Genomic DNA, 23,848 nt, shown 5'->3' with positions numbered 1-23,848 from the left:
AACCCTCTCCCCCGGCCCCTCTCCCGCAAGCGGGAGAGGGGAGGTTTTTCAGTGGCTGGCGGCCGTGGCGCCCATTTCGTTGACCTGCTGGAAGGTGCTGAAGCGCTCCAGGGCAAAGGGCTTGATCAGCTCCGGCACCTTGCCGCCGCTGGCCACCAGCTCGGCCATGGTCTTGCCGCAGATGGGCGTGGACTTGAAGCCCCAGGTTCCCCAGCCGGCGTCGAGGTAATAGTTCTGCACCGGCGACAGGCCCATGATCGGGCTGTAGTCCGGGGTCATGTCAGTGATGCCCGCCCACTGGCGCATCAGCTTGGCGTTGGCCATGAAGGGGAACATCTCGATGGCGTGGGCCAGCAGGCTTTCCTTCAGGTCCAGGGTGGAGCGGGTGTTGTACAGCGGGTAGGGGTCGGAGCCGCCGCCGAAGACGATCTCGCCGCGGCTGGTCTGTTGCACGTAGCAGTGCAGGGCGGAGGAACTCACCAGCGGGTCGAGGAAGGGCTTGAACGGCTGGGTCACCATTGCCTGCAGCGGGTAGGTGTGGATCGGCGCGCGGATGCCCGCCTTGGCCAGCATCAGCGAGCTGTGGCCGGCGATGGCCTGCACCGCACAGCCACATTTCACCGTGCCGCGGTTGGTCTTCACGGCGGTGATGCGGCCCTGTTCGATCACCAGGTCCTGGACTTCAGTGAGCTGGTGGATTTCCACCCCGCGCTTGGCCGCCTGCTTGGCGTAGCCCCAGGCCACGGCGTCGTGGCGGGCGGTGGCACCGTCGATGTGCCAGAGGCCGGCGAGCACCGGCAAGTGGCCGGGGTCGAGGTTGAGGGTCGGTACCAGTTCACGGATCTGCTGGCGGTCGATCATCTCGGTGCGGCCACCGAAGTGCTTGTTCACTTCGGCGCGCTGGCGGAAGGCGCGCACTGTGGCATCCGTGTGGGCCAGGGTGAGCTGGCCGCGCTCGGAATACATGATGTTGAAGTCGAACTCGTTGGAGAGGTTCTGGAACAACTTCACCGACTCGGCGTAGAAGCGCACCCCCTCGGAGGTGAGGTAGTTAGAGCGGATCACTGCCGTGTTACGCGCCGTGTTGCCCCCACCGAGATAGGACTTCTCCAGCACCGCGACGTTCGTGATGCCGTGGTACTTCGACAGGTAGTAGGCGATGGCCAGGCCGTGGCCGCCGCCGCCGATGATGACCACGTCATAAGAAGACTTGAGTTCCGTGGGCGGCGGCAGGTCCACCTCCACCTGGTATTCGGAGCTCAGGCCGTATTTCAGGAGATTGAAAGGCATGGCGCCTCCGGAAGCTGGGCAAGGATGATGGGTGCCGGGTGCTGGAGGCGCGCCGCGGCCAGGGTGTTCTTCATCAGGAAGGCGATGGTCATGGGGCCGACGCCGCCGGGAACCGGGGTAATGGCGGCGACGCGGGTGAGGGCGGAATCGAAGTCCACATCTCCTACGAGCCTGGAACGACCGCCTTCCTCGATGCGGTTGATGCCCACATCGATGACCACGGCGCCGGGCTTCAGCCAGTCGGCATCCACCAGGCGCGGGCGGCCGACGGCGGCGACGACGATGTCCGCCTGCCGGCACAGCTCGCGCAGGTTGGCGCTTTTGGAATGCACCACGGTCACCGAGCAATGGGCCTTGAGCAGCAGGGCGGCCATCGGCTTGCCGACGATGTTGGAGCGGCCGATGACCACGGCATGCTTGCCGGCGAGGTCGCCGCAGGTGTCCTGCAACAGGCGCAGGCAACCGGCCGGGGTGCAAGGTGTGAGCACGTCGCGGCCCTGGCTGAGACCGCCGACGTTCTCGGCGTGGAAGCCGTCGACGTCCTTCAGCGGGTCGATGGCTTGCAGCACGCGGGTTTCATCGATGTGCGCCGGCAGCGGCAACTGCACGAGGATGCCGTGCACGCTGTCGTCGGTATTCAGACTGTGGATAAGTGCCAGCAGGTCGGCTTCAGCCGTGTCTGCCGGCAACGTGTGTTCCAGCGAACGGATGCCGCATTCCTCGGCACGCAGCACTTTGTTGCGCACGTAGACCTGGCTGGCCGGGTCCTGGCCGACCAGCACCACGGCGAGCGCGGGCTCGATGCCGAGAATCTTCATCTCGCGCACCTCTTCGGCCACTTCGGCCAGCACGCGCGTGGCGGCGGCCTTGCCGTCGATCAGTTTCGGAGCGGTTTGCGTGTTCACCGGAAGATCACCGTGCGGTCGCCATTGAGGAAGACCCGGTGCTCTAGGTGGTATTTCACCGCCTTGGACAGGGCCACGGTTTCGGTATCACGGCCCACGGCGACGAGGTCATCGGGCAGGTAGGCGTGGTCCACGCGCTGCACTTCCTGCTCGATGATCGGGCCTTCGTCGAGGTCCGAGGTGACGTAGTGCGCGGTGGCGCCGATCAGCTTCACGCCACGCTCGTAGGCCTGGTGATAGGGCTTGGCGCCCTTGAAGCCGGGCAGGAAGGAATGGTGGATATTGATGGCGCGTCCCGAGAGTTGCTTGCACAGGTCATCGGAGAGGATCTGCATGTAACGGGCCAGGACCACCAGCTCCGTCTGCGTTTCGTCGACGATCTTCATCAGCTCGGCTTCCTGCTGGGCCTTGGTGTCGCGGGTCACCGGCAGGTAAATGAAGCGGATGCCCTCGCGCTCGGCCATCGGCCGCAGGTCCAGGTGGTTGGAGACGATGGCGGTGATCTGCATGTCCATCTCGCCCTTCTGGTGGCGATAGAGCAGGTCGGACAGGCAGTGGTCGTACTTGCTCACCATCAGCAGCACGCGCATCGGCTGGGCAGTGCCGTGCAGGGACCAGTCCATCTCGAAGCGCCGAGCCACCGCGTCGAAACCCTGCTCGACCTCATCGATGTCGCCTTCGTACTGGTCGTTGAAGCGGAACACCGCGCGCATGAAGAAGCGGCCGCTGGTGTCGTCGTCGAACTGCGACATCTCGCTGATGTAGCAACCCTTGTCTGCTAGGTAGGTGGTCACCGCCGCAACGATGCCGGACGTGGCCGGGCAGCTGATCTTGAGGATGAAGTGGCTGGTGGCGTGTTGCATGTCGGGTCCTCGATTGGGGGGCGGCAGCTCATCGCAAGGCGGAAAAATTGCGTGGGTAAAACTGGATTTCGTCCGTGAAGAATTTTTACTGGTAGGAAAATAAAATTCCTGTGGCGCTTTTATAGGCGAAGCGAAGGTGCAGGTCTAGCCTGTTGGGAAAATTTTTATCGTGAGAGGAAAGTTTTGCGGGTGGAGACGTGGCTGAAGCCGACGCCCCCGGCCGACCCCGCTACCGCGTGTAGGATGGGTCGAGCGGGGCGATAGCCATCGGCGGAGTGGGCCATGCGCCCATGCCTTGCTGCGTTGGCCTCGCTGCGTTGGGCCTCGCTGCGCTCGGTGCCAACCTACGACGGCATCGCGATGACGGCACTCAGGCTGATGCGGCCGGCCCGGCAACGACCATCAATCCCGTGTCGAACTATCCCGGGTCGTTGAAAGGCGCGGGACTGGCCGGGCTCTGCAAACCTCTATCTGTTCAGCTCGTACGCGCACATATTGACCGTCGTGGCCAGGTTCAGCGATTCGATGGCGCCACAACCGGGAATCGTGAAAGGTTGGGCGTTGAGTGCGAGCAACTGCTCGCGGGGCACGCCGCGTGCTTCGTTGCCGAACAGATAACAATCGAACGATTTGAAACTGGCCGATTGCAAGCGCTCGCCATTCATATCCAGGCAGGCGATGCGCTTAAAGCGCGTGCGCAAGGAATCCAGTTCCACATCCAGCTCCATGGGCGCATGAAAAATGGCGCCCATGCTGGAGCGCACGACCTTGGGGTTATACGGATCAACGCTGCCGGGACTGAGCAGGCAGCGAAAATTACCGAACCACGCCAATGTGCGCAGGATGGTGCCGAGATTGCCCGGGTCCTGGATTTCATGCAGGTAGATGGCGCGCTCGTTAATAGCGGGCGCAGCAACCGGCGAGGCGGTCGCCGGCATTGGCACCAGCGCAATAATTCCCTGCGGTGTTTTGGTGTCGGCGATCTGCGCCATTTGGCGGTCGTTGATCACATGGGTTTCAAACGGACTTTGCCAGTGCTCATAGGCGCCGGTCACATACAGCTGACTGCGCAGTAGCCGTGGATTCTGCAGGGCCGCTTTTTGCAGTTCCAGCAACAGATGTTCGCCCTCCACCAGAAAATGACCGAACTCGGCCCGGTACTTTTTTTGGTGGAGTTTCTTGATGTCGTCGAGTTTCATCAATGCGGCGCTCAGTTGCTCTGCACGTCAGTCTGAGACAGCAGCGACTTGGCCACCGCTTCGGCGACTTTGATGCCATCCACGCCCGCCGACAGAATGCCCCCCGCATAGCCGGCGCCTTCACCGGCCGGATACAGGCCGCGCAGGTTGAGGCTTTGCAGCGTCTCGTTGTCGCGGGTGATACGGACCGGGGAGGACGTGCGGGTTTCGATACCGGTTAGCACGGCGTCATGGCGATCAAAACCGCGGATCTGCTTGCCGAATGCCGGTAGCGCTTCGCGGATGGCCTCGATCGCATAGGCCGGCAGCGAGGGTGCAAGATCGCCCAGGCGTACGCCGGGTTTGTAGGAGGGTTCCACCTCGCCAAATTCGCTTGACGGCACGCCGCGAATGAAATCGCCCACCAGTTGCGCGGGCGCACAGTAGTCGCTGCCGCCCAATTCGTAGGCGCGGGATTCCAGGCGTTCCTGGAACTCCACGCCGGCCAGCGGGCCGCCCGGGAAATCCTCCTCCGGGTTGATGCCGACGACGATGCCGGCATTCGCATTGCGTTCGTTGCGCGAGTACTGGCTCATGCCGTTGGTCACGACGCGTTCCGGCTCGGAAGTGGCTGCCACCACGGTGCCGCCGGGGCACATGCAGAAGCTGTAGACGGCGCGGCCATTCTTGGCGTGATGCACCAGCTTGTAGTCGGCGGCGCCGAGCTCCGGATGGCCGGCATACTTGCCCAGGCGGGCCTGGTCGATCATGCCCTGCGGGTGTTCGATACGGAAACCCACGGCGAAGGGCTTGGCCTCGATAAACACGCCCTGCCGATGCAGCATGCGGAAGGTATCGCGGGAACTGTGGCCCAGCGCTAGCACGACATGGCGGCTGCGAATGGTTTCGCCACTGGCCAGCACCACCCCCTCAAGCTGGCCATCGTCGATCAGCAGATCGGTGACTTTGCTTTCAAAGCGCACCTCGCCGCCGAGGGCGATGATCTCCTCGCGCATGGTGGACACCACGCCGGTAAGACGGAAGGTGCCGATGTGCGGCTTGCTCACGTACATGATTTCTGCCGGAGCGCCGGCGCGGACAAACTCATGCACGACCTTGCGGGCGTAGAACTTGGGGTCCTTGATCTGGCTGTAGAGCTTGCCGTCCGAGAACAGGCCGGCACCCCCCTCGCCGAACTGTACGTTGGATTCCGGGGTCAGGATCTTTTTGCGCCACAGTGCCCAGGTATCCTTGGTGCGGCTGCGCACATCCTTGCCCCGCTCCAGCACGATGGGTTTGAACCCCATCTGCGCGAGCAACAGCGCCGCGAACAATCCACAGGGGCCAAAGCCCACGACCAGCGGCCGCTCGCTCAAGTCGGCCGGCGCTTGCCCTACTGGATAGTAGTGGGTGTCCGGAGCTGGACGTATGTTGTGGTCATCGGCAAAGCGCGCCAGAATCGCCGCCTCGTCGCGGGCCTCCAGATCGATGATGTAGATGAACAGAATGACGCTGTTCTTCTTGCGGGCATCGTAGCTGCGCTTGAACACGGTGAAGTTCAGCAGATCGGCGTCGCTGATGTTCAGGCGATTGATGATGGCCTTGCGCAACTCATCGGCGGAGTGATCGAGGGGCAGAGACAGTTCGTTGATGCGAATCATGGCGGTAATCCTGGCCGGTGACTCCGGCAAAGGAAGCAACAGAGGGGAGAGTGAGGCGCGAATTGTACCCGCCGCCGCCAGCACCTGTCAGGCCTGGCCCGATGGTTCGCCGGAAGGCGCCGTGCTGGTCGGCGCTGTGCGATCCTGCCCGCGAATGTAACCTGCACCGTGTTATCGGCTTATAATTGCCGCCGCTCAGCGTCCGACCGCTTCCCCTCTGCCCCATGCATCGGTCCGCTCCTCACATTGATTCTCCGTGGTTGGCTCTATCATGAAACGATCCAAAAGCAGCCGTCGCTGGCTGGATGAACACGTCAACGATCCCTACGTCAAACGGGCTCAGAAGGATGGTTTGCGCTCCCGTGCCAGCTACAAGCTGATCGAGCTGAACGAGAAGGACAAGCTGATACGCCCCGGCATGCTGGTCATGGATCTTGGCTCCGCCCCCGGCGGCTGGTCGCAGGTAGCCGGGCGTCTCGTGGGCGAGAAGGGACGGGTTCTGGCCAGCGACATCCTGCCGATGGACCCACTCGATAATGTCGACTTCATCCAGGGCGACTTTACCGACGATGCCGTGTTCCAACAGATCCTCGACAAGCTCGACGGCAACCAGCCCGATCTGATCATCTCCGACATCGCCCCCAATATCAGCGGCGTCGCTGCCGCTGACCAGGCGTCTTCGATGTACCTGGTCGAACTCGTCCTCGATATGGTCCGGCAGGTGCTCAAGCCCAATGGCACCTTCGTGGCCAAGGTCTTTCAGGGCGAAGGCTCCGACGAGTTTCTGAAGGACGTTCGCACCTCATTCGAGAAGGTGGTGATACGCAAGCCAGAGGCGTCGCGGCCGCGTTCGAGGGAGGTTTACCTGGTGGGGAAGGGGTTCAAAGGCTAAGGCGTCAGCCCAAGCACTCAAAACGTTTGTTCACGGCCTGGGGCCGGTAGCGGACGTCATTGATTGGCTGGCTTTGACTCGACGATGCAATTTGCCACTGGACAGGGCTGGCGATCTTGCGTTGATCAAACGCCCAAATCACGTCGAAGCGAATCGGTCTGAGAGAAACTCGATAAACGCCCGAGTTCTGGTTGGCACGAAGTCGCTTGCAGCCCTGAGCGCATAGATCGCGGAGCTGGACGACCGTGAAAATTCCTGTAGCAGCGGGATAAGACGGCCTGCCTTCAGGTCGTCGTTCACCATGTATTCGGGCAGGCGAGCGATTCCAGCGCCCTCCAGGCATACAGTGCGAATCGCTTCGAGGCTATTGCAGGTAAAGTCTCCCTCTATTCGAATCTCCCGGCTGGAAGATGAACGAAACTCCCAGTCGTTGAAACGGCTTTCAAAGTTGAGTTTTAGGCATAGATGCCCGGAGAGGTCGGAAGGCTTCGCCGGCACCCCATGTGCGGCGAGATACTCTGGGGATGCGCAAATAAGACGTTCATTTGACGCGAGTTTATGCGCTACAAGGCTTTGATCGCTTAGCGCACCGCTCCTTATCGCCACGTCAATGCGTTCGTGTCTGATATCGACAATCGCATCCGTCAGAGTCAGATTTACCTTTATTCCAGGATATTGCCGCATGTAGTCGACGACGGCCGGCACTATATGATGGTGGCCGAACGCACTTGAAGAAGTAACTTTCAAAGTCCCCATCGGTGCATCGGAATCATGTACAACCGCAGCTTCCAAAGCCTGGATGTCCTCGAGGATCGACCGGGCTTCGCGCACATACCTCCCTCCAGCGTCCGTCAGTGTCATCGACCGTGTCGTGCGCAGTAACAGCTGCGCACCGAGTCGCTCCTCCAGCCGCTGAACACGCTTACTGATCGCCGAGTGGGTCATGTTGAGCTTGCGGGCGGCTGGCGAAAAGCCGCCCGCGTCAACCACGGCGACCAGGATCGCCATGTCGGAATACCTGTCCATTTGCCCCTCCTTTTGTTCCCTTATGGAACAGGTCTCTGGAAAATTCAATGAATTCCATTCTTTTTGTTCGTGCCGGAGAATTCTGCTGGCGGGACCGACGTCTCTACCTCGTCTGTCGGACGCCCAGCATGCAACCAGGTTTACTTATAGAGAGAAGTGATGAACGACTCCCCTGCAAAACAGGTCTCCACTGCTGGTATTGCTGCCGCGACATTTGCCGCCCTGACATGGTCGATGAACTTTGTCTCCCCGCTAGTTATCGGTGAATATTCGATTTTCGATCTTGCCGCATGCAGATTCATTATTTCCGGGTTAATTGGGGTAGTGATCCTGATAGTAAATATCGAATCCTGCCGGAACCTGACCTTGAAGGATTGGTTGGTTACTGCCGGACTGGGATTTATTGGGTATGTGGGGTACTTCTTGGCGGTAGTCCTCGCCGCTACCTATGCGGGCCCTGTCATCGCTCCCGCCTTTTTAGGGTTAGTACCCGTTGCGCTGGCCATCTGCGGGAATGTCCAGGGTGGAATTTCCTGGCGGTTGCTCCAGGTTCCATTTGCACTGGCCGCGATTGGACTGCTTCTGGTCAATGGCCAAGGCATCCTCCAGTCCGGGGGGCTGCCATACGCCGGTCTGGTACTCGGGATATCCGCTTCCGTCGCTGCTGTGGCGCTGTGGATCTGGTTTGGGCTCGCCAATAAAAGAGCGCTGATGGAAAGGCCTGCCATGAATGCCTGGGTCTGGACGGCCATGATGATGATCGGGGGCAGCCTCCAAACACTTGTGTTCATCCCCGTCGGTGCTGGCATGGAGTTATTCAAGGCCCCGATGCTCGGTTTCGGACTGAGTGCAATCAGCCACCTGTATCTTCCAGCCTTCGCGCTTGCGGCCATTGCGTCGATTGGGGGCGCATGGGCGTGGACCATAGCGTCCCAGCGCCTTCCCATCGCACTTGCCAGTCAGTTGTTGGCCATGGAGATGGTCTTCGCCACCTGTCTGGGTCTTCTTTTCCACCTCAGATGGCCGACGGCTCCTGAAGCGCTGGGTATCGCGCTCATCGTCGTTGGGGTCGTCAAAGCCATCAGTGCCTTCCATGGCGATTCAGGTCGAGCGGTTGCAGGGCAATGAGCCTGTGGGGTGCGCATCAGCCAGTTGAGCAGGCCAGGCCCCACATAGGGAGTTCGCGGCTGATGGTACGGATAGAAAGGGGTATCACAGGTGGCCAGGAATGCGTTCTGCCAATGTTGGTCAGTCACGAATCAATCGGCAGCCGCGTTGGCTGGGTGTTCGTGCAGGAACTGAAACGGGCTTGAGCTGTTTCGGTTTGGCGCTGCACCGGGTGGGGCAGGTGGGCCCCGTTGGGGCTCACCTGCTACTCGCAATGCCTGCCTTTCTGCCCTGTCGGAGCCTTGGAGCCATTACGTGAAGGTTCTGGTCTTATGGCACAGACGATGGAATTGGAATTCTGAGTTGTACTACATCCGCTTCTGGCTGAAACGAACGTTCAAGGCAGAAAGTTAATTCTGTCCCTTTGGGTGTCAGTGAACCGTGGGGAAGCGCTCTTTCACCAATACCTGAGCCTGATGGGCCATCTGGTCGAGCAGGCGGTCGCGTTTGTTCTCGGCATCGCTCATGGCCTTCTTGCCGTGTTGCTTCACCAGGTAGGCGTGGATCTGCCGCACTTCCTTGGATTGGAATATGGGGGCCAGATCTTGCACCGCCACCATGCCGTCCGAGCGGTGATCGCGGGTGTTCAGCAGCACCTGCGGCCCCTGCGCTGCCAATATCTGAAACCCCATTGATTCGAAGGTCGGCACCTTGCTTGCCGCGCAGGCCAGCTCGGCGTGTGGCCGACGCTCGACCATCTGCTGCAACAAGGCCCGGGCAATACCGCGTCGGCGGTGGCTGGCCTTGACGGCCAAATAGGCCAGCGTGCAGGCCTCGGCATCATCCTGGCCCTGGATGATGAAGATCCAAGCCGGCTGATCGAGACAGGCAGAAACCGGCGAAAAGCAATCTTTGGCCTATCGAGAGAGTCAAGGTGATTTTCACATCCGAGTAGGTGGGATGAATTGCCGATCTCAGTGATTACCCGACTGATGTGATTGTGTATTTAGGTGGCTCAGGCAAGTCGAGCGTCACTTAGTCTGATTCGACGGATAAAGACCGGCGAGCCGCGCTATCACAACACCAACGTAAAAGACGCCTGAAAATTCTTCGACCATCACAAGTGAGCGGGCGTGATTGGTCAATGGAAGAACATCACCGAAACCAGTGGTCGTGAGCGTCGTCAGGCTAAAATAGATCAGTTTGAAAAAAGTGCCGGGCTGTGTGAAATCGAGGTGTCCAGGGCCGAATGAGCCAGCGCTGGATATCTCGACCATGGCATAGATGAAGGACCACATGAAGGCCAGCATGATGTAGCCCGCGAGCGCGCCATGCAGCTTGTCGGCTGTAATTGGCCCGCGCTTGAGAATATAGCGAAGCACTCCGCTGAACGAGACTGCAAGAGACGTCGCATAAGCTACCCCGGCAAGTTTAAGAATCGCGATACTCGCAGTCGACAATGCCGCCCATTGAAGGCCAACCCCGAGCAACGCCAAGGCCACTTTGAGACCGAACCCCCACCGAGTCTGCCTGGTGGCAAAAGCGCCCAAGAGCAGCACGATTGAAAACAGAATGCCGAGCAACGTGCGAGCGAATAAACCTTCCTCAAGATAGGGAAACAGGAGGATCAAGCCCAGTAAGAGCAGCATTAGATAAGTGCAGGGTCCATGGCCTATTACCAGCTGTGCTAAATCCTCGTCGGCTTCAGCTTTATCTTGTGGATTTGTCATACCCGTATCCTAGAGATCGAACTTACGCTCGTGACCTGACGTTGCATGGTGAAATCTGACCTGGCTTTAGAAGAGTCGGCAGCGAAATTCTAGTCGCGAATGCGTGTGAGAGGATTCAGCCTGGCAGACAGCAAAGGTTCGATCCATGGATCAACGCCGGCATTGGTTCAGATTGCAACGTCAGTCGCCCACTTTTGCGGGCAGAAATTGCAGTGGGAGTTTTTCAACAGAATCAGTCGAAAGCGGTCGTTAACAATCGATTTATTCAACGCACCGTGCATGAGGGCGGTATCCCGCTGGTTGGGCGTGCCCATGGGCGTGCGGCGAGAACGCTCGATGCGCGCGGGCGTTACAATGGGCGCCAGCGCCGATCCCCCGGATCGGGCACGCCCGGAGCCAGCTTCAGATGTTCACCCTTGTAAACCTGGACACATCGCCGCCCGAATCTCTGAAGAGTCAGGTTCTACAAATGGTGGTGGACTACTTCAGCGACATCAGCCCGGTGTCGCTGACGCCTAGCAATCCGCTCTTTCAGTTGTATCAGTACGTGATTGGCTACGAGGTGCACCTGTATCTGCAGGCCATGAACAGCGCTCTGGATAGCACCGCGCGGTTGATCCTGGCCCTGGATGATGACGATCCTTCCCAGGTGTTGGGTTTTGCCCTGTACCTGCCGAGCCAGGATGATCCCGAGGCCTGCACGCTGGCCTATATGGCCGTCAAGGCCAGCCACCGCCGACGCGGTATTGCCCGGGCTTTGTTGCAGCAGATGGTCAAGTGTCGTCCACACGCCGAGCTCGCCTGCGTGGCGAGCAAGGTGCCGACCTTCGAGTCGATGGGGTTTCAGGTACTGGCAGCACAGGGGCCGCACGTGCTGCTGAACACCCGCGATCACCGCTCGGACGGCATGGTGGCGGTGCAGGATCTGGCCCCGATATTCCAATCCAGGGAAGTGCGGCAAATCCATGCCTACCTGGTGCAGCAACACGGCAAGAAGGCCATGAGCGAGGCCGAGAACAAACGCGACCGCCTGCTCGACCAGATGGCCCACCAGGCTCAGGCATTGGTGAAAGAGCGTTTCCCTACGATTCACTGACGGCCAAATCGACCAGCTTGCAGCTGTTCCTGCTCCAGCGATCAAGAAATCGTTGACCAGGTCTCAGCGCTTCACGCAGACAAACAATGCATTCCCGGACGTGCCGCCCCAGGGCGTAATCCGTTCGTAGTCATGCTCGAAGACGTGCACCTCGAAGTGCGGCTGCAGTAGTTGCTCAAACTCGGTGAAACTCAGGGCGACCATGGCGTGTTCGTCCTGCCAGGTCTGGGTCACACCCGCTGTGGTCTTCTCGATGCTGAGGCGCAGCGCCTGCCGCTCGCCCTCGCCGCTGTAGTACCAGCCGGAACCGAAGGTGAAGTGGCTGCCCTCGTGTTCCACGGTGTGGCGCACAAATGAGCGGTTGTCGATCTGTCGCTTGTCCACCGTGTTGAAGCAGAACACGCCGTTCTCCTCAAGCGCGCCGTGCACGCTGGCCAGGCACGCCCGCAGCTGCTCCAGCCCGGCGTTGTAGTGGATCGAGTAGAGGAAGCAGGTGATCAGATCCTGCGGCTCGCCCACTCGAAAGCTCGCCATGTCCTGCCGACTGAACTGTGCCTCGGGGCAGCGCAGCTGGGCGATGTCCAGCATCGGCTGATTGATGTCCAGGCCGGCACTGCGGTAGCCAAAGTCGAGGAAATGGCGCACGTGCGGCCCGGTGCCACAGGCGAGATCGAGGTGCCTGAGTCCCTGATTGCCGAATAGCTGGTGCAGCCGGCGCACGCTGTGGCTTTGCGCACGGTAGTCGATGTCGGCGCACATCAGGTCGTAGTAGGAGGACAGGTCGGTGTACAGCGCGTTGGAGGACATAAGCAGCCAGAGGGTTCGACGGAGGTTTCGGCTCAGCATGGTACCTCAGCCCCGAGCGCTTCCCGCCGAAAACAGACTTCCCGCACCAGCCGCTGCGAGCTGCTGCCTTGCCAGGCCGACGGCTATTGGCTGCAGGCGTTCGCCAGGCGAACGCGGATCACTTTCTGAGGCTCGGAAGGGGGGAACCAAGGGTCTATCCCTTGGCCCCACCGACATTCGCCGCCCATGCAGGTAGGTTCGACTGCACCAAACGAGCACCGGCCCGCAATCACGCTTCGCTGCGAAGGATCAATCGCTATGCAGCATCGATCTCAAAGGGGCGGGTGCGTACAGCGCGCTTTGGAATTCCGGCACGTACTCGTACTTCATCATTTCGCCCAGTTCCAATGACTTGATGTAAGTCGACAGGCTGCCGTCGCTCAGTACCAGCTTCACCGAGCCCTCGTCGGTGCTGGAGGCGTGGCTCAGTTGGCGAGAGATCGCATAGCCGTAATTGAGCTCGCCACTGTGACCGATGTTGGTAAAGCTGTTGGTGACCAGGTCAACCTCGTTGGAAAGCTCGCTGAGCTTCTCCGTCTCGAGGGTGACATCGACCTTCCCCGTCTGGCTGTCGAGTATCTCGAAGACCACCGATTTATCGGTTTCCCTGAGGTTGATGCCGGTCAGCCACTTGGGCAGGTTGTAGCCGACCACGCCCCTTACCCTGGCGAGCTCCGTATTGACTGGAAGCTTGAGCACGTAGCCCCAGAAGTCCTTCGACATCGACTGACCAATCAGGGAGATCGGACCCAGATTGGAATTTCCAGGCTTGTTGGTGACGATGGACAACGCGATCTCGTTGTAACTGTCATTGTCGCAATACTCATAGGCGTAGGCGGTCAACGCGATCAAGCCTCTGCCCGGCCAAACCTGAATCGGTTGGACCTGTTCCAGGACTTCGGCGGGCATCAACTCTCGCAGCCTGTCCAGATCCGCGGTGAAGACTGCCGTGACTCTGCGGTTCTTGTAGTAGAAGTTTGGCGAGTAGGACTCGAAGCCCATGTCGACCTTGGTTTTCTTGAGCGCCTTGAACCAGCTCAGATCGATATCGGGTGCTTCGGACGCAACTACGGAGAGCGGAGGGTTGGAGTGGTAGCGGTCGTAGAGTCCGCCCGCCACTACGGGAATGGACTGGCCCGCAATCTCGACGGTTGCAGCCCCGCTCTGGCCAGGCTCGGGCAAGCTCGTGGCCCAGGAAGAATGGGCGATGGTGTTCAGGAGAACGCCTGCCACTGCCGCTACGTTTCTGAAATTCATGTCTGTTCGTCTCCGCATCGTGATGAGGTTCTTGCCCCAGGACCCATATGTGCTGCCGTCAAGTCGGCCGGGCGCGGAAACCCTAACGTTTAACTTAACTTTAAGGTCAAGCCTCGCATGCAATGTGTTGGGCACCGCGCAACAGTACTGGTTGGCGCAGGCTAATCACTTGGAGCGTCACTTCGGCCGTAAGCCGAGAGAAAGCGCGAGAGGAAGAATCAGGTGGGGATTGGTCGGGCCGACCCAGGTCCGCTTGTGGCCGTTTTCTACCTGTCGTCAATACCGGGACCGGGCTCTTCTCTGCCCGTCCCCCAGGCCCATTCCACGCCAAACCCACCCCGCGAGGGCCGGCGCTCACTCGTTCCCGTAGTTCATCACCGACAACAATTTGATCGGCACCTGCAGCAGCTTTTCCGGACCGTGGGGCACGTCGCCGTCGAAGGTCAGGCTGTCGCCGGCCTGCAGGTGGTAGAGCGGGGTGCCGTGGCGTTAGACCCGTTCACCCTTGAGCACGGGGAGGAACTCGGTACCGGGGTGGGCGAAGGTGCGGCTCTTTTCGGTGCCACGTCCGCCAGCCTCATCACGCAGTAGGCTGGTTAATTCGGTATTTTAATACCGATTTATCGTGCTGATTTTGTGATAACTGGAACTATATTGCTGGAAACTGAGAGGCGAACTACATTATTCGGCATCATAGTTCCGATTAGCTTGCGCACTCCATGCCAGGACATCTCACGATTCAGACCTACGTTGAAGGCCATTGGCGCGATGCCATGGTGCTTTCTGTCTCCGACCCTGTGAAGGCTCAAGAGTCGTCGTGCAGTGTGTCCTACGAGCAGCCCTACTTGCTCGACTTCATCGAACAGATGGAGACGCTATTCGAGCCAGCCGTCAGCGTGAACCTTCCGCTGAATTGGAACCAGGCCGATAGCAAAGGGTATCCCGCATTTGTCTACGACATCATTCCGGCTGGCGCCGCCCGCAAGTCGCTGATGCGCCGATTCGGCGGCGAAAAAACCGATGGAATGGACATGGATTTTTTCCTTCTGGGGCGCTGCACACCGTCACCCATCGGGCACCTGCGCGTGAAGGAGTCTTTCGAATGTATCGCCCCTTCGCGCGTGGAAGCCTTCCCGCGCCAGGAGGTTGTAGACAGAACGAACGACTTCCTCGAGTACGCCTACGAATCGGGCGCTGCTCTGGGCGGTGCAACGGGTGCGCAAGGAGAGGCGCCGAAGGTGATTATGGTCGAGGGAGTGGATGGGGCTCTTTATGCCGATGCCATGCTCCCTGACGCGCTTGCGCGCCGCCATTGGCTGGTGAAGTTTGCTCGCAACCAGGTCACTGAGCGCGACAAGAACATCCTGCGAGCCGAATACCACTACTACAAAGCGATCTCGCAGCTCGGCTTGAACACGATATCCACGGATGGACTTGTGCTTGAAGAAGCCGATAAGCCGAGCCTGTGGATGCCACGCTTCGATCGGCGAGCCGACAATGGCGCGGTGGAAAGGATTCCGGTCGAGTCGATCTATTCGGTGTGTGAGAACACGGTGCCTGGTTCGAGGATGAATCATGAGGACGTGCTCAGCCGCTTGATCTACCTGTGGCGAAAAAATGGCCAGGGCAGCGAGCTCGAGGAGCTGGTTTGCGAGTACCTGCGGCGCGACTTGCTCAACCGTATCCTTGGGAACTCGGACAACCATGGGCGCAACACGGCCATTTTCAGGTATCGGGGCAGATTCGAGCTGGCGCCGATCTACGATCTCGCTCCGATGGTGCTCGACTCGGAAGGGGTCACTCGAGTGACCAAGTGGGTGCCCGAGCATTTGGGGAACCCGGACTGGAGAGCGATCTGCGGGTACTTCGGGGACTGGATCAACCCAGACATTCTCTTCGAGCGGCTGCGTGGAGCCGCTGAGCTGTTTCGGGCTTTGCCGGATCTGCTGGTCGAACTTCCTGCGGAAATCAGAAGCGCGCCGTCTATCCCGCTGAACAATCTGGATAAGCGCCTGGCTGAATGGGGTCTTCGATGAAAACGATCACCAATGAAGAGCGCAAGCGGCTCATTGACGACATCATGATGCGGCACGCGATGGGGGAGGAAACCCTGGGAACGGCTATTCGCCGACTGCGGCTTGAGGTGACCGGTCTCGACCAGGACACCTTCGCTGCCATGTGCGCCCTGTCGACCAAGGCCCTTTACCAGATCGAGAAGGACAAGGGTAATCCGACCATCAACACCATCGACGGCATTCTGCGGAAGTTCGGGCTGCGCCTGGGTCTGTGCATGGCGGCTAGGACCATCTATGCGCCGCCGCTTGGGCAGCCGCAACCTGTTTCCAGAACGCCAGCTCGCGGCGCCAGGCCTCAACGCAAGCAAACGGGTCCGCTCAGCGGAACTGCGACTCTCCGTGCTGCTGCAAAAGGCAAGGTCGAAGAGGGCGACAAAGGCCCGAGCGAATGAGTGATGGCCTGTCCCGAAGCTGATCGTTAAGCGCGACTGCTCGCACATCGCCGCTCAAACTTCATCGGACTGATGAAGCAACTCGCGCGGCAACGCCCAAACCCCAAACCCACCCCGCGAGGGCCGGCGCTCACTCGTTCCCGTAGTTCATCACCGACAACAATTTGATCGGCACCTGCAGCAGCTTTTCCGGACCGTGGGGCACGTCGCCGTCGAAGGTCAGGCTGTCGCCGGCCTGCATGTGGTAGAGCTGGTTGCCGTGGCGGTACACCAGTTCGCCCTCCAGCAGGTGGAGGAACTCGGTGCCGGGGTGGGCGAAGGTGGGGAACTCCTCGCTGGCGTCATCCATGCTCACCATGTAGGCCTCGAAGTTCTTCTTCGGCCCGCGGGTGTGGTTGAGCAGGTGGTAGGTGTGGCCTTTCTCGGTGCCGCGGCGCACCACTTCCATGCCTTCGCCGGACTTCACCAGGATGGCGTTGCCGTCGGGCTGGTCGTACTGGCTGAACAGTTTGGACATGGGCATGCCCAGCACGTCGCAGAGGCGGCTCAAGGTATCCAGGCTGGTGGACACCTGGGCGTTCTCGATCTTGCTCAACATGCCCTGACTGATTCCGGCGATACGGGCCACGTCCGCCAGCTTCAGTTCCTGCGCCTGGCGCTGGCGCTTGATCTGCATGCCCAGGTACTGCTCCAGGCGGAGGCGGGGAGGGGTCTCGGTGGTCATGGGTGGTGAGTCCTGCACGATTTCAGTTCAAGAAAGTAAATTTCGCACTGAGAAAGTGCGAGCCCGGGCGTCCCGCTCCGGATGGCGACACGGGACTTTCCCACAGTGAAAAGGATTTTCCCATATAAACAGTAGCTCGGCGCCAAACCGAGTTCTTCCTCTGCGCGCCTTTCAGATTGGCAAGTTGCTTGCATTCCTGATGGGAAACTAAGTTTCCTGCGTGGAATTCAATGAAAAAGCCCGACCGCTACCTGCTCATTCAGACGATCCGGACCCCGGTGGCAGTCGTGCGCCGCCCTGTCCTTGATCGCCTGCCATCCAACGACCGCCTTGCCCTTTTCCAGGAGTGAAGACTCATGTTGCCAACTGAAACGCAGCGCATCATCGATCAGCACGGCATCAAGTACGTGCTGGCCCAGTTCGTCGATATCCACGGCGCCGCGAAGACCAAGTCCGTGCCGATTTCCGGCCTCAAGGCGGTGGCCGAGGACGGTGCCGGGTTCGCCGGTTTCGCCATCTGCGGTATGGGCATGGAGCCCCACGGTCCGGACTTCATGGCACGTGGCGACCTCTCCACCCTGATCCCGGTGCCCTGGCAACCGGGCTACGGCCGGGTGGTGTGCATCGGCCACGTGGAAGGCAAACCCTGGCCCTTCGATACCCGCTACGTACTGCAACAACAGGTCCAGCGACTCTCCGACAAGGGCTGGACCCTGAACACCGGCCTGGAGCCGGAGTTCAGCCTGTTCCGCCGTGGCGCTGACGGCAAGCTGCAACTGGTGGACGCCACCGACAACCTGGATAAGCCCTGCTACGACTACAAAGGCCTGTCGCGTTCCCGCGAATTCCTCGAGCGCCTGACCGAAGCCCTGCAGCCGGTTGGCTTCGACATCTACCAGATCGACCACGAGGACGCGAACGGCCAGTTCGAGATCAACTACACCTACAGCGACGCCATGGAGTCGGCGGACCGCTTCACCTTCTTCCGCATGGCCGCCGGCGAGATCGCCAACGACATGGGCATGATTTGCTCCTTCATGCCCAAGCCCGACCCGAAGCGCGCCGGCAACGGCATGCACTTCCACCTTTCCATCGCCAGCGCCAGCAACAAGAACCTCTTCCACGACCCGAACGACCCTAGCGGCATGGGCCTGTCGAAAATGGCCTACCACTTCGCCGCCGGCCTGCTGGCCCACGGCCCGGCCCTGTGCGCCTTCGCCGCGCCCACGGTGAACTCCTACAAGCGCCTGGTGGTGGGCCGCTCGCTGTCTGGCGCCACCTGGGCACCAGCCTTCATCGCCTTTGGTGCCAACAACCGCTCGGCCATGGTGCGCGTGCCTTACGGCCGCCTGGAATTCCGCCTGCCGGATGCCGGCTGCAACCCCTACCTGGTCACCGCCGCGATCATCGCCGCTGGCCTGGACGGCATCGACCGCCAACTGGAGCCGGACACGATCTGCAACGAGAACCTCTACAACCTGAGCCTCGAAGAGATCGCCGCGCGCGGCATCAAGACCCTGCCGCAGTCGCTCAAGGAAGCCACCGACGCCCTGGAAGCCGACCCGCTGTTCCGCGAGGTGCTCGGCCCCGAGATCGTCGACGAATTCATCAAGCAGAAGCGCATGGAGTGGGTGGAGTACAGCCGCCACGTCTCCGACTGGGAGATCCAGCGCTACACCGAATTTTTCTGACAGCCCGTCGCCCATTTACCTGCCCCGAGGAGACACGCCATGTGCGGAATCGTAGGTCTTTACCTGAAGAAGCCCGAGCTGGAAGGCCAGCTCGGCAAACTGTTCGAACCCATGCTCGAAGCCATGACCGACCGTGGTCCGGACAGCGCTGGCTTCGCCATCTATGGCGATGAAGTGGCCGATGGCTGGGTCAAGCTGACCCTGCAGGCCATCGAGGCCGACTATGGCTGGAAGCATCTGATGGGCGCGCTGGAAGGCCGCCTGGGCTGCTCCTTGGACTGGTTCCAGAACGCCAGCGCCGCGGTGCTCAAGGTCAACTGCGATGAAGAGCGCGTACGCGCCGCCCTCGCTGACCTCGCCCCCGACGTGCGCATCATGAGTGCCGGCCAGAGCATCGAGATCCTCAAGGGCATGGGCCTGCCGAAGGAAATCTCCGAGCGCTTCGGCCTCGCGAACATGAAAGGCAGCCACATCATTGGCCACACCCGCATGGCCACCGAAAGCGCGGTGACCATGGAAGGCAGCCACCCGTTCTCGACCGGCGCCGACCTCTGCCTGGTGCACAACGGCTCGCTGTCCAACCACTTCCGCCTGCGCCAGGAGCTCCAGCGCCAGGGCATTACCTTCGAAACCGAGAACGACACTGAAGTGGCCGCCGGCTACCTGACCTGGCGCCTGCAGCAGGGCGACAGCCTGAAGGAAGCGCTGGACAAGTCCCTGGAAGACCTCGACGGCTTCTTCACCTTCGCCATCGGCACCCGCAATGGCTTCGCGGTGATCCGCGACCCGATCGCCTGCAAGCCGGCCATCCTCGCCGAGACCGACGACTACGTGGCCATGGCCTCCGAGTACCAGGCGCTGGCCAGTCTGCCCGGCATCGACAAAGCCAAAGTGTGGGAGCCGGAGCCGGCCACCATGTACATCTGGGAACGCGCCTGAGGAGCACGCACATGAAAACGATCGATCTTTCCAGCGCCTCGGTGCGTGAACTGAACCAGTCCCTGCACGGCGAAATGCAGGACCGCGAGTGGGTGGTGACCCATCCAGACGGCAAGCACAACCTGGCGGTGGGCGTGAACCAGGCCGTGAGCATCGATATCCAGGGCCACGCCGGCTACTACTGCGCGGGCATGAACCAGAAGGCCAGCGTCACCGTGCACGGCAACGTCGGCGTCGGCGTGGCGGAGAACATGATGTCCGGCTCGGTACGGGTGAAAGGCAGTGCCTCCCAGGCCGCCGGCGCCACCGCCCATGGCGGGCTGCTGGTGATCGAGGGCGATGCCGGCGCGCGCTGCGGCATTTCCATGAAGGGCGTCGACATCGTGGTCGGCGGCAGCATCGGCCACATGAGCTGCTTCATGGCCCAGGCCGGGCGCCTGGTGGTGTGCGGCGATGCCGGCGATGCGCTGGGCGATTCGCTCTACGAAACCCGCATCTACGTGAAGGGCACGGTCAAGTCGCTGGGCTCGGACTGCGTTGAGAAAGAGATGCGCGCCGAGCACCTGGAAGAACTGCAGGAACTGCTCAATCGGGCTGGCTTCGACGCAGACCCGGCCAGCTTCAAGCGCTACGGCTCGGCTCGCCAGCTGTACAACTTCAAAGTCGATAACGCATCCGCGTACTGATCCGCAGCGAGGACAATTCCATGAGCGAAAAACACACTCCGGTGCTGCGCGAATCCGCCACCTTCGACCGCCTGACCATCCAGGAAATCCAGCGTGCCGCGGAAACCGGCATCTACGATATCCGTGGCGGCGGCACCAAGCGCAAGCTGCCGCACTTCGATGACCTGCTGCTGCTCGGCGCTTCCGTGTCGCGCTACCCGCTGGAGGGCTACCGCGAGAAATGCGGCACCGACGTCGTGCTTGGCACCCGCTTCGCCAAGAAGCCGATCCACCTGAAAATCCCGGTGACCATCGCCGGCATGAGCTTCGGCGCGCTGTCGGCCAACGCCAAGGAGGCCCTCGGCCGTGGCGCCAGCATCGCCGGCACCAGCACCACCACCGGCGACGGCGGCATGACCCCGGAAGAGCGCGGCCAGTCGCAGCACCTGGTGTATCAGTACCTGCCGTCGCGCTACGGCATGAACCCCGACGACCTGCGCAAGGCCGACGCCATTGAGATCGTCCTCGGCCAGGGCGCCAAGCCGGGCGGCGGCGGCATGCTGTTGGGCATGAAAGTGACCGAGCGCGTCGCCGGCATGCGCACCCTGCCCATCGGCGTCGACCAGCGCAGCGCTTGCCGTCATCCGGACTGGACCGGCCCGGATGACCTGGCGATCAAGATCGCCGAGCTGCGCGAGATCACCGACTGGGAAAAACCCATCTACGTGAAGATCGGCGCCAGTCGTCCTTACTACGACGTCAAGCTGGCGGTGAAGGCCGGCGCCGATGTGATCGTACTCGACGGTATGCAGGGCGGCACTGCGGCCACCCAGGAAGTGTTCATCGAGCACGTGGGCATCCCGATCCTCCCGGCCATTCCGCAAGCCGTGCAGGCCCTGCAGGAGATGGGCATGCACCGCAAGGTGCAGCTGATCGTCTCCGGCGGCATCCGCAACGGCGCCGACGTGGCCAAGGCCATGGCCCTGGGCGCTGACGCCGTGGCCATCGGCACTGCCGCCCTGGTGGCCCTGGGCGACAACCATCCGCGCCTGGACGAAGAGCTGAAGAAGATCGGCTCCGCCGCTGGTTACTACGACGACTGGCAGAACGGCCGCGACCCGGCCGGCATCACCACCCAGGACCCGGAACTGTCCAAGCGCCTGGACCCGGTGGAAGCCGGCCGCCGCCTGGCCAACTACCTGCGCGTGCTGGTGCTGGAAGCCCAGACCATGGCCCGTGCCTGCGGCAAATCCCACCTGCACAACCTCGACCCCGAGGACCTGGTGGCGCTGACCGTGGAAGCCGCCGCCATGGCCCGCGTGCCCTTGGCAGGCACCAGCTGGATTCCGGGTCAGGGCTACTGACTCCGGAGGCGTTGCAAGAAGGCCGGCGAGCGATCGCCGGCCTTTTTCTTTTTCGGTTGGGGCAAGTCCGACCCATCCTGCGAACTACGCGGGGTGGAGGGGCCCCATCCTGGTGAGCACATTGCTTTATTGATTGGCAAGAAAATCAAATTCGCACCAAGAAAACGCGCTATGACGTGCCATCGATATTCACTGCCCCTCTATGTCGCTAGATAAAGCTTTTTATATTCAACGACTTAGTGGAAATGTAAACGCTTGCTTCGACCTTGGCAGGCCAATTGCTATGCCTCTTGGGAAATAAAATTGCCCTACAGGAAGATAAAGGTGCTGGCCTGGCCTCTCCCTGAGGGCGCTGAATGCCGGTTCGCCATTCCGACAGCGGGCCGGCCGAATCCCCGTCGGTTGGAGGCTACAGGCAATGATCCGGTTTTCTCATGTGGGCCGCGGTATGTTGGGCCTTTCCCTTCTATCAGGCAGTTTCGCCGCCAATGCGGAGGAAGCAGCACCTGTGATCAACAGCGGCGACACGGCATTCGTGGCGCTCTGCTCACTGGTGGTATTGCTGATGACGCTGCCCGGCCTGGCGCTGTTCTACGGCGGCATGGCGCGGACCAAGAACGTGCTGTCGATCCTCATGCAGGTGTTCTGCACCGCCTCGCTGATGTCGGTGCTGTTCGCCCTCTACGGCTACAGCCTGACCTTCACCGACGGCGGCTCGCTGCAGGCGGTGATCGGTGGCCTGGACAAGCTGTTCATGAGCGGAATCACCAAGGATTCGGTGGTCGGCACCATTCCTGAGTACCTGTACTTCCTGTTCATGCTGCTGTTCGCCGCCATCACCCCGGCGATCATCGTCGGTGCCTTCGCCGAGCGCATGAAATTCGCCGCGGTCCTGGTGTTCATGACCGTGTGGCTGACCATCAACTACATCCCCATGGCGCACATGGCCTGGGGCGGTGGCTGGGTGTTCAACCTGGGCGTGCAGGATTTTGCCGGCGGCAACGTGGTGCACCTCAACGTCGGCATCGCCGCCCTGGTGGGTGCCTGGCTGCTCGGCCGCCGGCGCGGTTTCGGCACCCCGACGCTGGCCCCGCACAACATGACCATGACCCTCACCGGCGGCTCCCTCCTGTGGGTAGGCTGGCTGGGCTTCTGCGGCGGCTGCGCGCTGGCCGCCAACGGCTTCGCCATGCTGGTGATGGTCAACACCATGCTCGCCAGCTGCGCCGGTGCGTTGGGCTGGATGCTGGTGGAATGGCAGCACCGTGGTCGTCCGAGCCTGTTCGGCGCGGTATCCGGCGCCATTGCCGGCCTGGTCGCCATCACCCCGGCCTGTGGATATGTCGGCCCCATGGGCGCCATCCTGCTCGGCCTGATCGCCGGTCCCGTGTGCGTCTGGTCGGTGGACAAGCTCAAGCCGATGATCGGCCTGGACGATGCCTTCGACGTGTTCGGCGTGCATGGCGTGGCGGGCATCCTCGGCGGCCTGCTGACCCCGGTATTCGCCCTCACCGCCATCGGTGGCCTGGGCTTTCCCGAAGGCCGTGATCTGGTGGACCAGTTGCTGGTCAACGGTGGCGCCATTCTGTTCAGCATCCTCTTCTCGGCCATCACCAGCCTGATCGCCTTCAAGGTGGCAGCGGTGTTCTGCGGCGGACTGCGGGTCGAAGAGGCGGCCGAGGTGGACGGTCTGGACCTCACCGCGCACGGCGAAGTCGGCTACAAGTATTCGAGCTGAGGACGGCAGCCATGAAACTCATTACCGCAATCATCAAACCCTTCCGCCTGGACGAGGTGCGCGAGGCGCTGACCGAGGCCGGCATCAACGGCGTGACCGTCACCGAGGTCAAGGGCTACGGCCGACAGAAAGGCCACTCGGAAATCTACCGGGGGGCCGAGTACGTGGTGGAGCTGCTGCCCAAGATCAAGCTGGAACTGGTGGTCAGCGACGCGCTGTGCCAGGCCGCAACGGACGCCATTCTCAAGGCGGCCTACACGGGCAAGATCGGCGACGGCAAGTTGTTCGTCCAGGACCTGGAGAGCGTGGTGCGGATACGCACCGGAGAGATGGGCGAAGACGCGCTCTGAGTTGAAGGCAACCCCAAAGCGGGGGGGGGGGGGGGGGGGGGGGGGGGGGGGGGGGGGGG

The 23,848-nt window shown here is 61.3% G+C and carries 21 protein-coding genes and 2 pseudogenes; 11 read left to right on the top strand and 12 right to left on the bottom strand.

Annotation, left to right across the window (positions count from 1 at the left end; all coding sequences use genetic code 11):
- Positions 1-48 precede the first annotated feature (48 nt).
- The 5 genes from AAHM40_RS22880 to AAHM40_RS22860 form a co-directional block, all read right to left on the bottom strand.
- Positions 49-1,290, bottom strand: coding sequence for an FAD-dependent oxidoreductase (locus tag AAHM40_RS22880; protein ID WP_342246720.1), 1,242 nt, complete (start codon positions 1,288-1,290; stop codon positions 49-51).
- Positions 1,272-2,195: a bifunctional methylenetetrahydrofolate dehydrogenase/methenyltetrahydrofolate cyclohydrolase FolD gene (gene folD / locus AAHM40_RS22875; RefSeq protein WP_342246719.1), complete on the bottom strand. Its 924-nt coding sequence runs from the start codon at positions 2,193-2,195 to the stop codon at positions 1,272-1,274. Before folD ends, AAHM40_RS22880 begins: the two co-directional genes overlap by 19 nt.
- Positions 2,192-3,058 carry a formyltetrahydrofolate deformylase gene (gene purU / locus AAHM40_RS22870; RefSeq protein WP_342246718.1) on the bottom strand — a complete coding sequence of 289 codons (867 nt, stop codon included), beginning with the start codon at positions 3,056-3,058 and terminating at the stop codon, positions 2,192-2,194. The genes folD and purU overlap by 4 nt, the downstream gene beginning before the upstream one ends.
- Positions 3,059-3,525: 467 nt before the next feature.
- Positions 3,526-4,257 carry a TrmH family RNA methyltransferase gene (locus AAHM40_RS22865; RefSeq protein ID WP_342246717.1) on the bottom strand — a complete coding sequence of 244 codons (732 nt, stop codon included), beginning with the start codon at positions 4,255-4,257 and terminating at the stop codon, positions 3,526-3,528.
- 11 nt (positions 4,258-4,268) lie between these two features.
- Complete coding sequence (locus tag AAHM40_RS22860) at positions 4,269-5,897, bottom strand: NAD(P)/FAD-dependent oxidoreductase (RefSeq protein WP_342246716.1); 1,629 nt, start codon at positions 5,895-5,897, stop codon at positions 4,269-4,271.
- 271 nt (positions 5,898-6,168) lie between these two features.
- Between AAHM40_RS22860 and rlmE the strand changes: the two genes are divergently transcribed.
- Positions 6,169-6,789, top strand: coding sequence for a 23S rRNA (uridine(2552)-2'-O)-methyltransferase RlmE (rlmE, locus tag AAHM40_RS22855; RefSeq protein ID WP_028628065.1), 621 nt, complete (start codon positions 6,169-6,171; stop codon positions 6,787-6,789).
- 138 nt (positions 6,790-6,927) lie between these two features.
- On the opposite strand, the gene AAHM40_RS22850 is transcribed toward rlmE, so the two are convergent.
- The gene (locus AAHM40_RS22850) at positions 6,928-7,815 is read right to left on the bottom strand and encodes a LysR family transcriptional regulator (RefSeq protein WP_342246715.1); all 888 of its coding nucleotides are present in this window, start codon (positions 7,813-7,815) and stop codon (positions 6,928-6,930) included.
- 159 nt (positions 7,816-7,974) lie between these two features.
- Between AAHM40_RS22850 and AAHM40_RS22845 the strand changes: the two genes are divergently transcribed.
- A complete protein-coding gene (locus AAHM40_RS22845) occupies positions 7,975-8,943 on the top strand; it encodes a DMT family transporter (protein WP_342246714.1) in 969 nt (322 codons plus the stop codon).
- Between the two features lie 410 nt (positions 8,944-9,353).
- On the opposite strand, the pseudogene AAHM40_RS22840 reads toward AAHM40_RS22845, so the two are convergent.
- Together AAHM40_RS22840 and AAHM40_RS22835 are read right to left on the bottom strand one after the other, a co-directional pair.
- Positions 9,354-9,779 (bottom strand): annotated as a pseudogene (locus AAHM40_RS22840) (GNAT family N-acetyltransferase); the annotation flags it as partial.
- 174 nt (positions 9,780-9,953) lie between these two features.
- A complete protein-coding gene (locus AAHM40_RS22835) occupies positions 9,954-10,652 on the bottom strand; it encodes an ion channel (protein WP_342246713.1) in 699 nt (232 codons plus the stop codon).
- 406 nt (positions 10,653-11,058) lie between these two features.
- On the opposite strand from AAHM40_RS22835, the gene AAHM40_RS22830 reads away from it, so the two are divergent.
- Positions 11,059-11,748, top strand: coding sequence for a GNAT family N-acetyltransferase (locus AAHM40_RS22830; RefSeq protein WP_342246712.1), 690 nt, complete (start codon positions 11,059-11,061; stop codon positions 11,746-11,748).
- A 63-nt stretch (positions 11,749-11,811) separates the two neighbouring features.
- Here AAHM40_RS22830 and AAHM40_RS22825 read toward each other — a convergent pair whose 3' ends face one another.
- The 3 genes and pseudogenes from AAHM40_RS22825 to AAHM40_RS22815 form a co-directional block, all read right to left on the bottom strand.
- Positions 11,812-12,555, bottom strand: coding sequence for a class I SAM-dependent DNA methyltransferase (locus AAHM40_RS22825; protein ID WP_342246739.1), 744 nt, complete (start codon positions 12,553-12,555; stop codon positions 11,812-11,814).
- 288 nt (positions 12,556-12,843) lie between these two features.
- Positions 12,844-13,851 (bottom strand): acetoacetate decarboxylase (ADC), encoded by a 1,008-nt coding sequence (locus tag AAHM40_RS22820; RefSeq protein ID WP_342246711.1) that lies wholly within the window; start codon positions 13,849-13,851, stop codon positions 12,844-12,846.
- Between the two features lie 354 nt (positions 13,852-14,205).
- Positions 14,206-14,412: pseudogene (locus AAHM40_RS22815) on the bottom strand (cupin domain-containing protein); the annotation flags it as partial.
- 158 nt (positions 14,413-14,570) lie between these two features.
- Here AAHM40_RS22815 and AAHM40_RS22810 point away from each other — a divergent pair.
- Together AAHM40_RS22810 and AAHM40_RS22805 are read left to right on the top strand one after the other, a co-directional pair.
- Complete coding sequence (locus AAHM40_RS22810) at positions 14,571-15,887, top strand: type II toxin-antitoxin system HipA family toxin (RefSeq protein ID WP_342246710.1); 1,317 nt, start codon at positions 14,571-14,573, stop codon at positions 15,885-15,887.
- Positions 15,884-16,318 carry a helix-turn-helix domain-containing protein gene (locus AAHM40_RS22805; RefSeq protein ID WP_342246709.1) on the top strand — a complete coding sequence of 145 codons (435 nt, stop codon included), beginning with the start codon at positions 15,884-15,886 and terminating at the stop codon, positions 16,316-16,318. Before AAHM40_RS22810 ends, AAHM40_RS22805 begins: the two co-directional genes overlap by 4 nt.
- Positions 16,319-16,448: 130 nt before the next feature.
- Here AAHM40_RS22805 and AAHM40_RS22800 read toward each other — a convergent pair whose 3' ends face one another.
- Positions 16,449-17,042, bottom strand: a complete 594-nt coding sequence (locus tag AAHM40_RS22800; protein ID WP_342246708.1) for a helix-turn-helix domain-containing protein — start codon at positions 17,040-17,042, stop codon at positions 16,449-16,451.
- Between the two features lie 356 nt (positions 17,043-17,398).
- On the opposite strand from AAHM40_RS22800, the gene glnT reads away from it, so the two are divergent.
- From glnT to AAHM40_RS22770, 6 genes are all read left to right on the top strand, one after another.
- Positions 17,399-18,733, top strand: coding sequence for a type III glutamate--ammonia ligase (gene glnT / locus AAHM40_RS22795; RefSeq protein WP_342246707.1), 1,335 nt, complete (start codon positions 17,399-17,401; stop codon positions 18,731-18,733).
- Between the two features lie 39 nt (positions 18,734-18,772).
- The gene (locus AAHM40_RS22790) at positions 18,773-19,672 is read left to right on the top strand and encodes a class II glutamine amidotransferase (RefSeq protein ID WP_342246706.1); all 900 of its coding nucleotides are present in this window, start codon (positions 18,773-18,775) and stop codon (positions 19,670-19,672) included.
- Positions 19,673-19,683: 11 nt separating this feature from the next.
- Complete coding sequence (locus tag AAHM40_RS22785) at positions 19,684-20,358, top strand: GltB/FmdC/FwdC-like GXGXG domain-containing protein (RefSeq protein ID WP_342246705.1); 675 nt, start codon at positions 19,684-19,686, stop codon at positions 20,356-20,358.
- Between the two features lie 20 nt (positions 20,359-20,378).
- Positions 20,379-21,701: an FMN-binding glutamate synthase family protein gene (locus AAHM40_RS22780; protein ID WP_028630315.1), complete on the top strand. Its 1,323-nt coding sequence runs from the start codon at positions 20,379-20,381 to the stop codon at positions 21,699-21,701.
- Positions 21,702-22,119: 418 nt separating this feature from the next.
- Positions 22,120-23,439 carry an ammonium transporter gene (locus AAHM40_RS22775; RefSeq protein ID WP_342246704.1) on the top strand — a complete coding sequence of 440 codons (1,320 nt, stop codon included), beginning with the start codon at positions 22,120-22,122 and terminating at the stop codon, positions 23,437-23,439.
- Between the two features lie 11 nt (positions 23,440-23,450).
- Entirely contained in the window at positions 23,451-23,789 is a 339-nt protein-coding gene (locus AAHM40_RS22770; RefSeq protein ID WP_342246703.1) for a P-II family nitrogen regulator, read from the top strand.
- Positions 23,790-23,848 lie beyond the last annotated feature (59 nt).

Source organism: Pseudomonas sp. OTU5201 (assembly GCF_038440135.1).
Taxonomy (GTDB): domain Bacteria; phylum Pseudomonadota; class Gammaproteobacteria; order Pseudomonadales; family Pseudomonadaceae; genus Metapseudomonas; species Metapseudomonas resinovorans.
This window is presented reverse-complemented; position numbering and strand designations above follow the sequence as displayed.

Coding starts and splice junctions, on each gene's coding strand:
- purU (WP_342246718.1), bottom strand. CDS start 3,058: ATGCAACACGCCACCAGCCACTTCATCCTCAAGATCAGCTGCCCGGCC.
- AAHM40_RS22835 (WP_342246713.1), bottom strand. CDS start 10,652: ATGACAAATCCACAAGATAAAGCTGAAGCCGACGAGGATTTAGCACAG.
- AAHM40_RS22845 (WP_342246714.1), top strand. CDS start 7,975: ATGAACGACTCCCCTGCAAAACAGGTCTCCACTGCTGGTATTGCTGCC.
- AAHM40_RS22800 (WP_342246708.1), bottom strand. CDS start 17,042: ATGACCACCGAGACCCCTCCCCGCCTCCGCCTGGAGCAGTACCTGGGC.
- AAHM40_RS22880 (WP_342246720.1), bottom strand. CDS start 1,290: ATGCCTTTCAATCTCCTGAAATACGGCCTGAGCTCCGAATACCAGGTG.
- AAHM40_RS22830 (WP_342246712.1), top strand. CDS start 11,059: ATGTTCACCCTTGTAAACCTGGACACATCGCCGCCCGAATCTCTGAAG.
- AAHM40_RS22770 (WP_342246703.1), top strand. CDS start 23,451: ATGAAACTCATTACCGCAATCATCAAACCCTTCCGCCTGGACGAGGTG.
- AAHM40_RS22785 (WP_342246705.1), top strand. CDS start 19,684: ATGAAAACGATCGATCTTTCCAGCGCCTCGGTGCGTGAACTGAACCAG.
- AAHM40_RS22860 (WP_342246716.1), bottom strand. CDS start 5,897: ATGATTCGCATCAACGAACTGTCTCTGCCCCTCGATCACTCCGCCGAT.
- rlmE (WP_028628065.1), top strand. CDS start 6,169: ATGAAACGATCCAAAAGCAGCCGTCGCTGGCTGGATGAACACGTCAAC.
- AAHM40_RS22825 (WP_342246739.1), bottom strand. CDS start 12,555: ATGTCCTCCAACGCGCTGTACACCGACCTGTCCTCCTACTACGACCTG.
- AAHM40_RS22780 (WP_028630315.1), top strand. CDS start 20,379: ATGAGCGAAAAACACACTCCGGTGCTGCGCGAATCCGCCACCTTCGAC.
- AAHM40_RS22865 (WP_342246717.1), bottom strand. CDS start 4,257: ATGAAACTCGACGACATCAAGAAACTCCACCAAAAAAAGTACCGGGCC.
- AAHM40_RS22790 (WP_342246706.1), top strand. CDS start 18,773: ATGTGCGGAATCGTAGGTCTTTACCTGAAGAAGCCCGAGCTGGAAGGC.
- AAHM40_RS22805 (WP_342246709.1), top strand. CDS start 15,884: ATGAAAACGATCACCAATGAAGAGCGCAAGCGGCTCATTGACGACATC.
- AAHM40_RS22850 (WP_342246715.1), bottom strand. CDS start 7,815: ATGGACAGGTATTCCGACATGGCGATCCTGGTCGCCGTGGTTGACGCG.
- AAHM40_RS22820 (WP_342246711.1), bottom strand. CDS start 13,851: ATGAATTTCAGAAACGTAGCGGCAGTGGCAGGCGTTCTCCTGAACACC.
- AAHM40_RS22775 (WP_342246704.1), top strand. CDS start 22,120: ATGATCCGGTTTTCTCATGTGGGCCGCGGTATGTTGGGCCTTTCCCTT.
- AAHM40_RS22810 (WP_342246710.1), top strand. CDS start 14,571: ATGCCAGGACATCTCACGATTCAGACCTACGTTGAAGGCCATTGGCGC.
- glnT (WP_342246707.1), top strand. CDS start 17,399: ATGTTGCCAACTGAAACGCAGCGCATCATCGATCAGCACGGCATCAAG.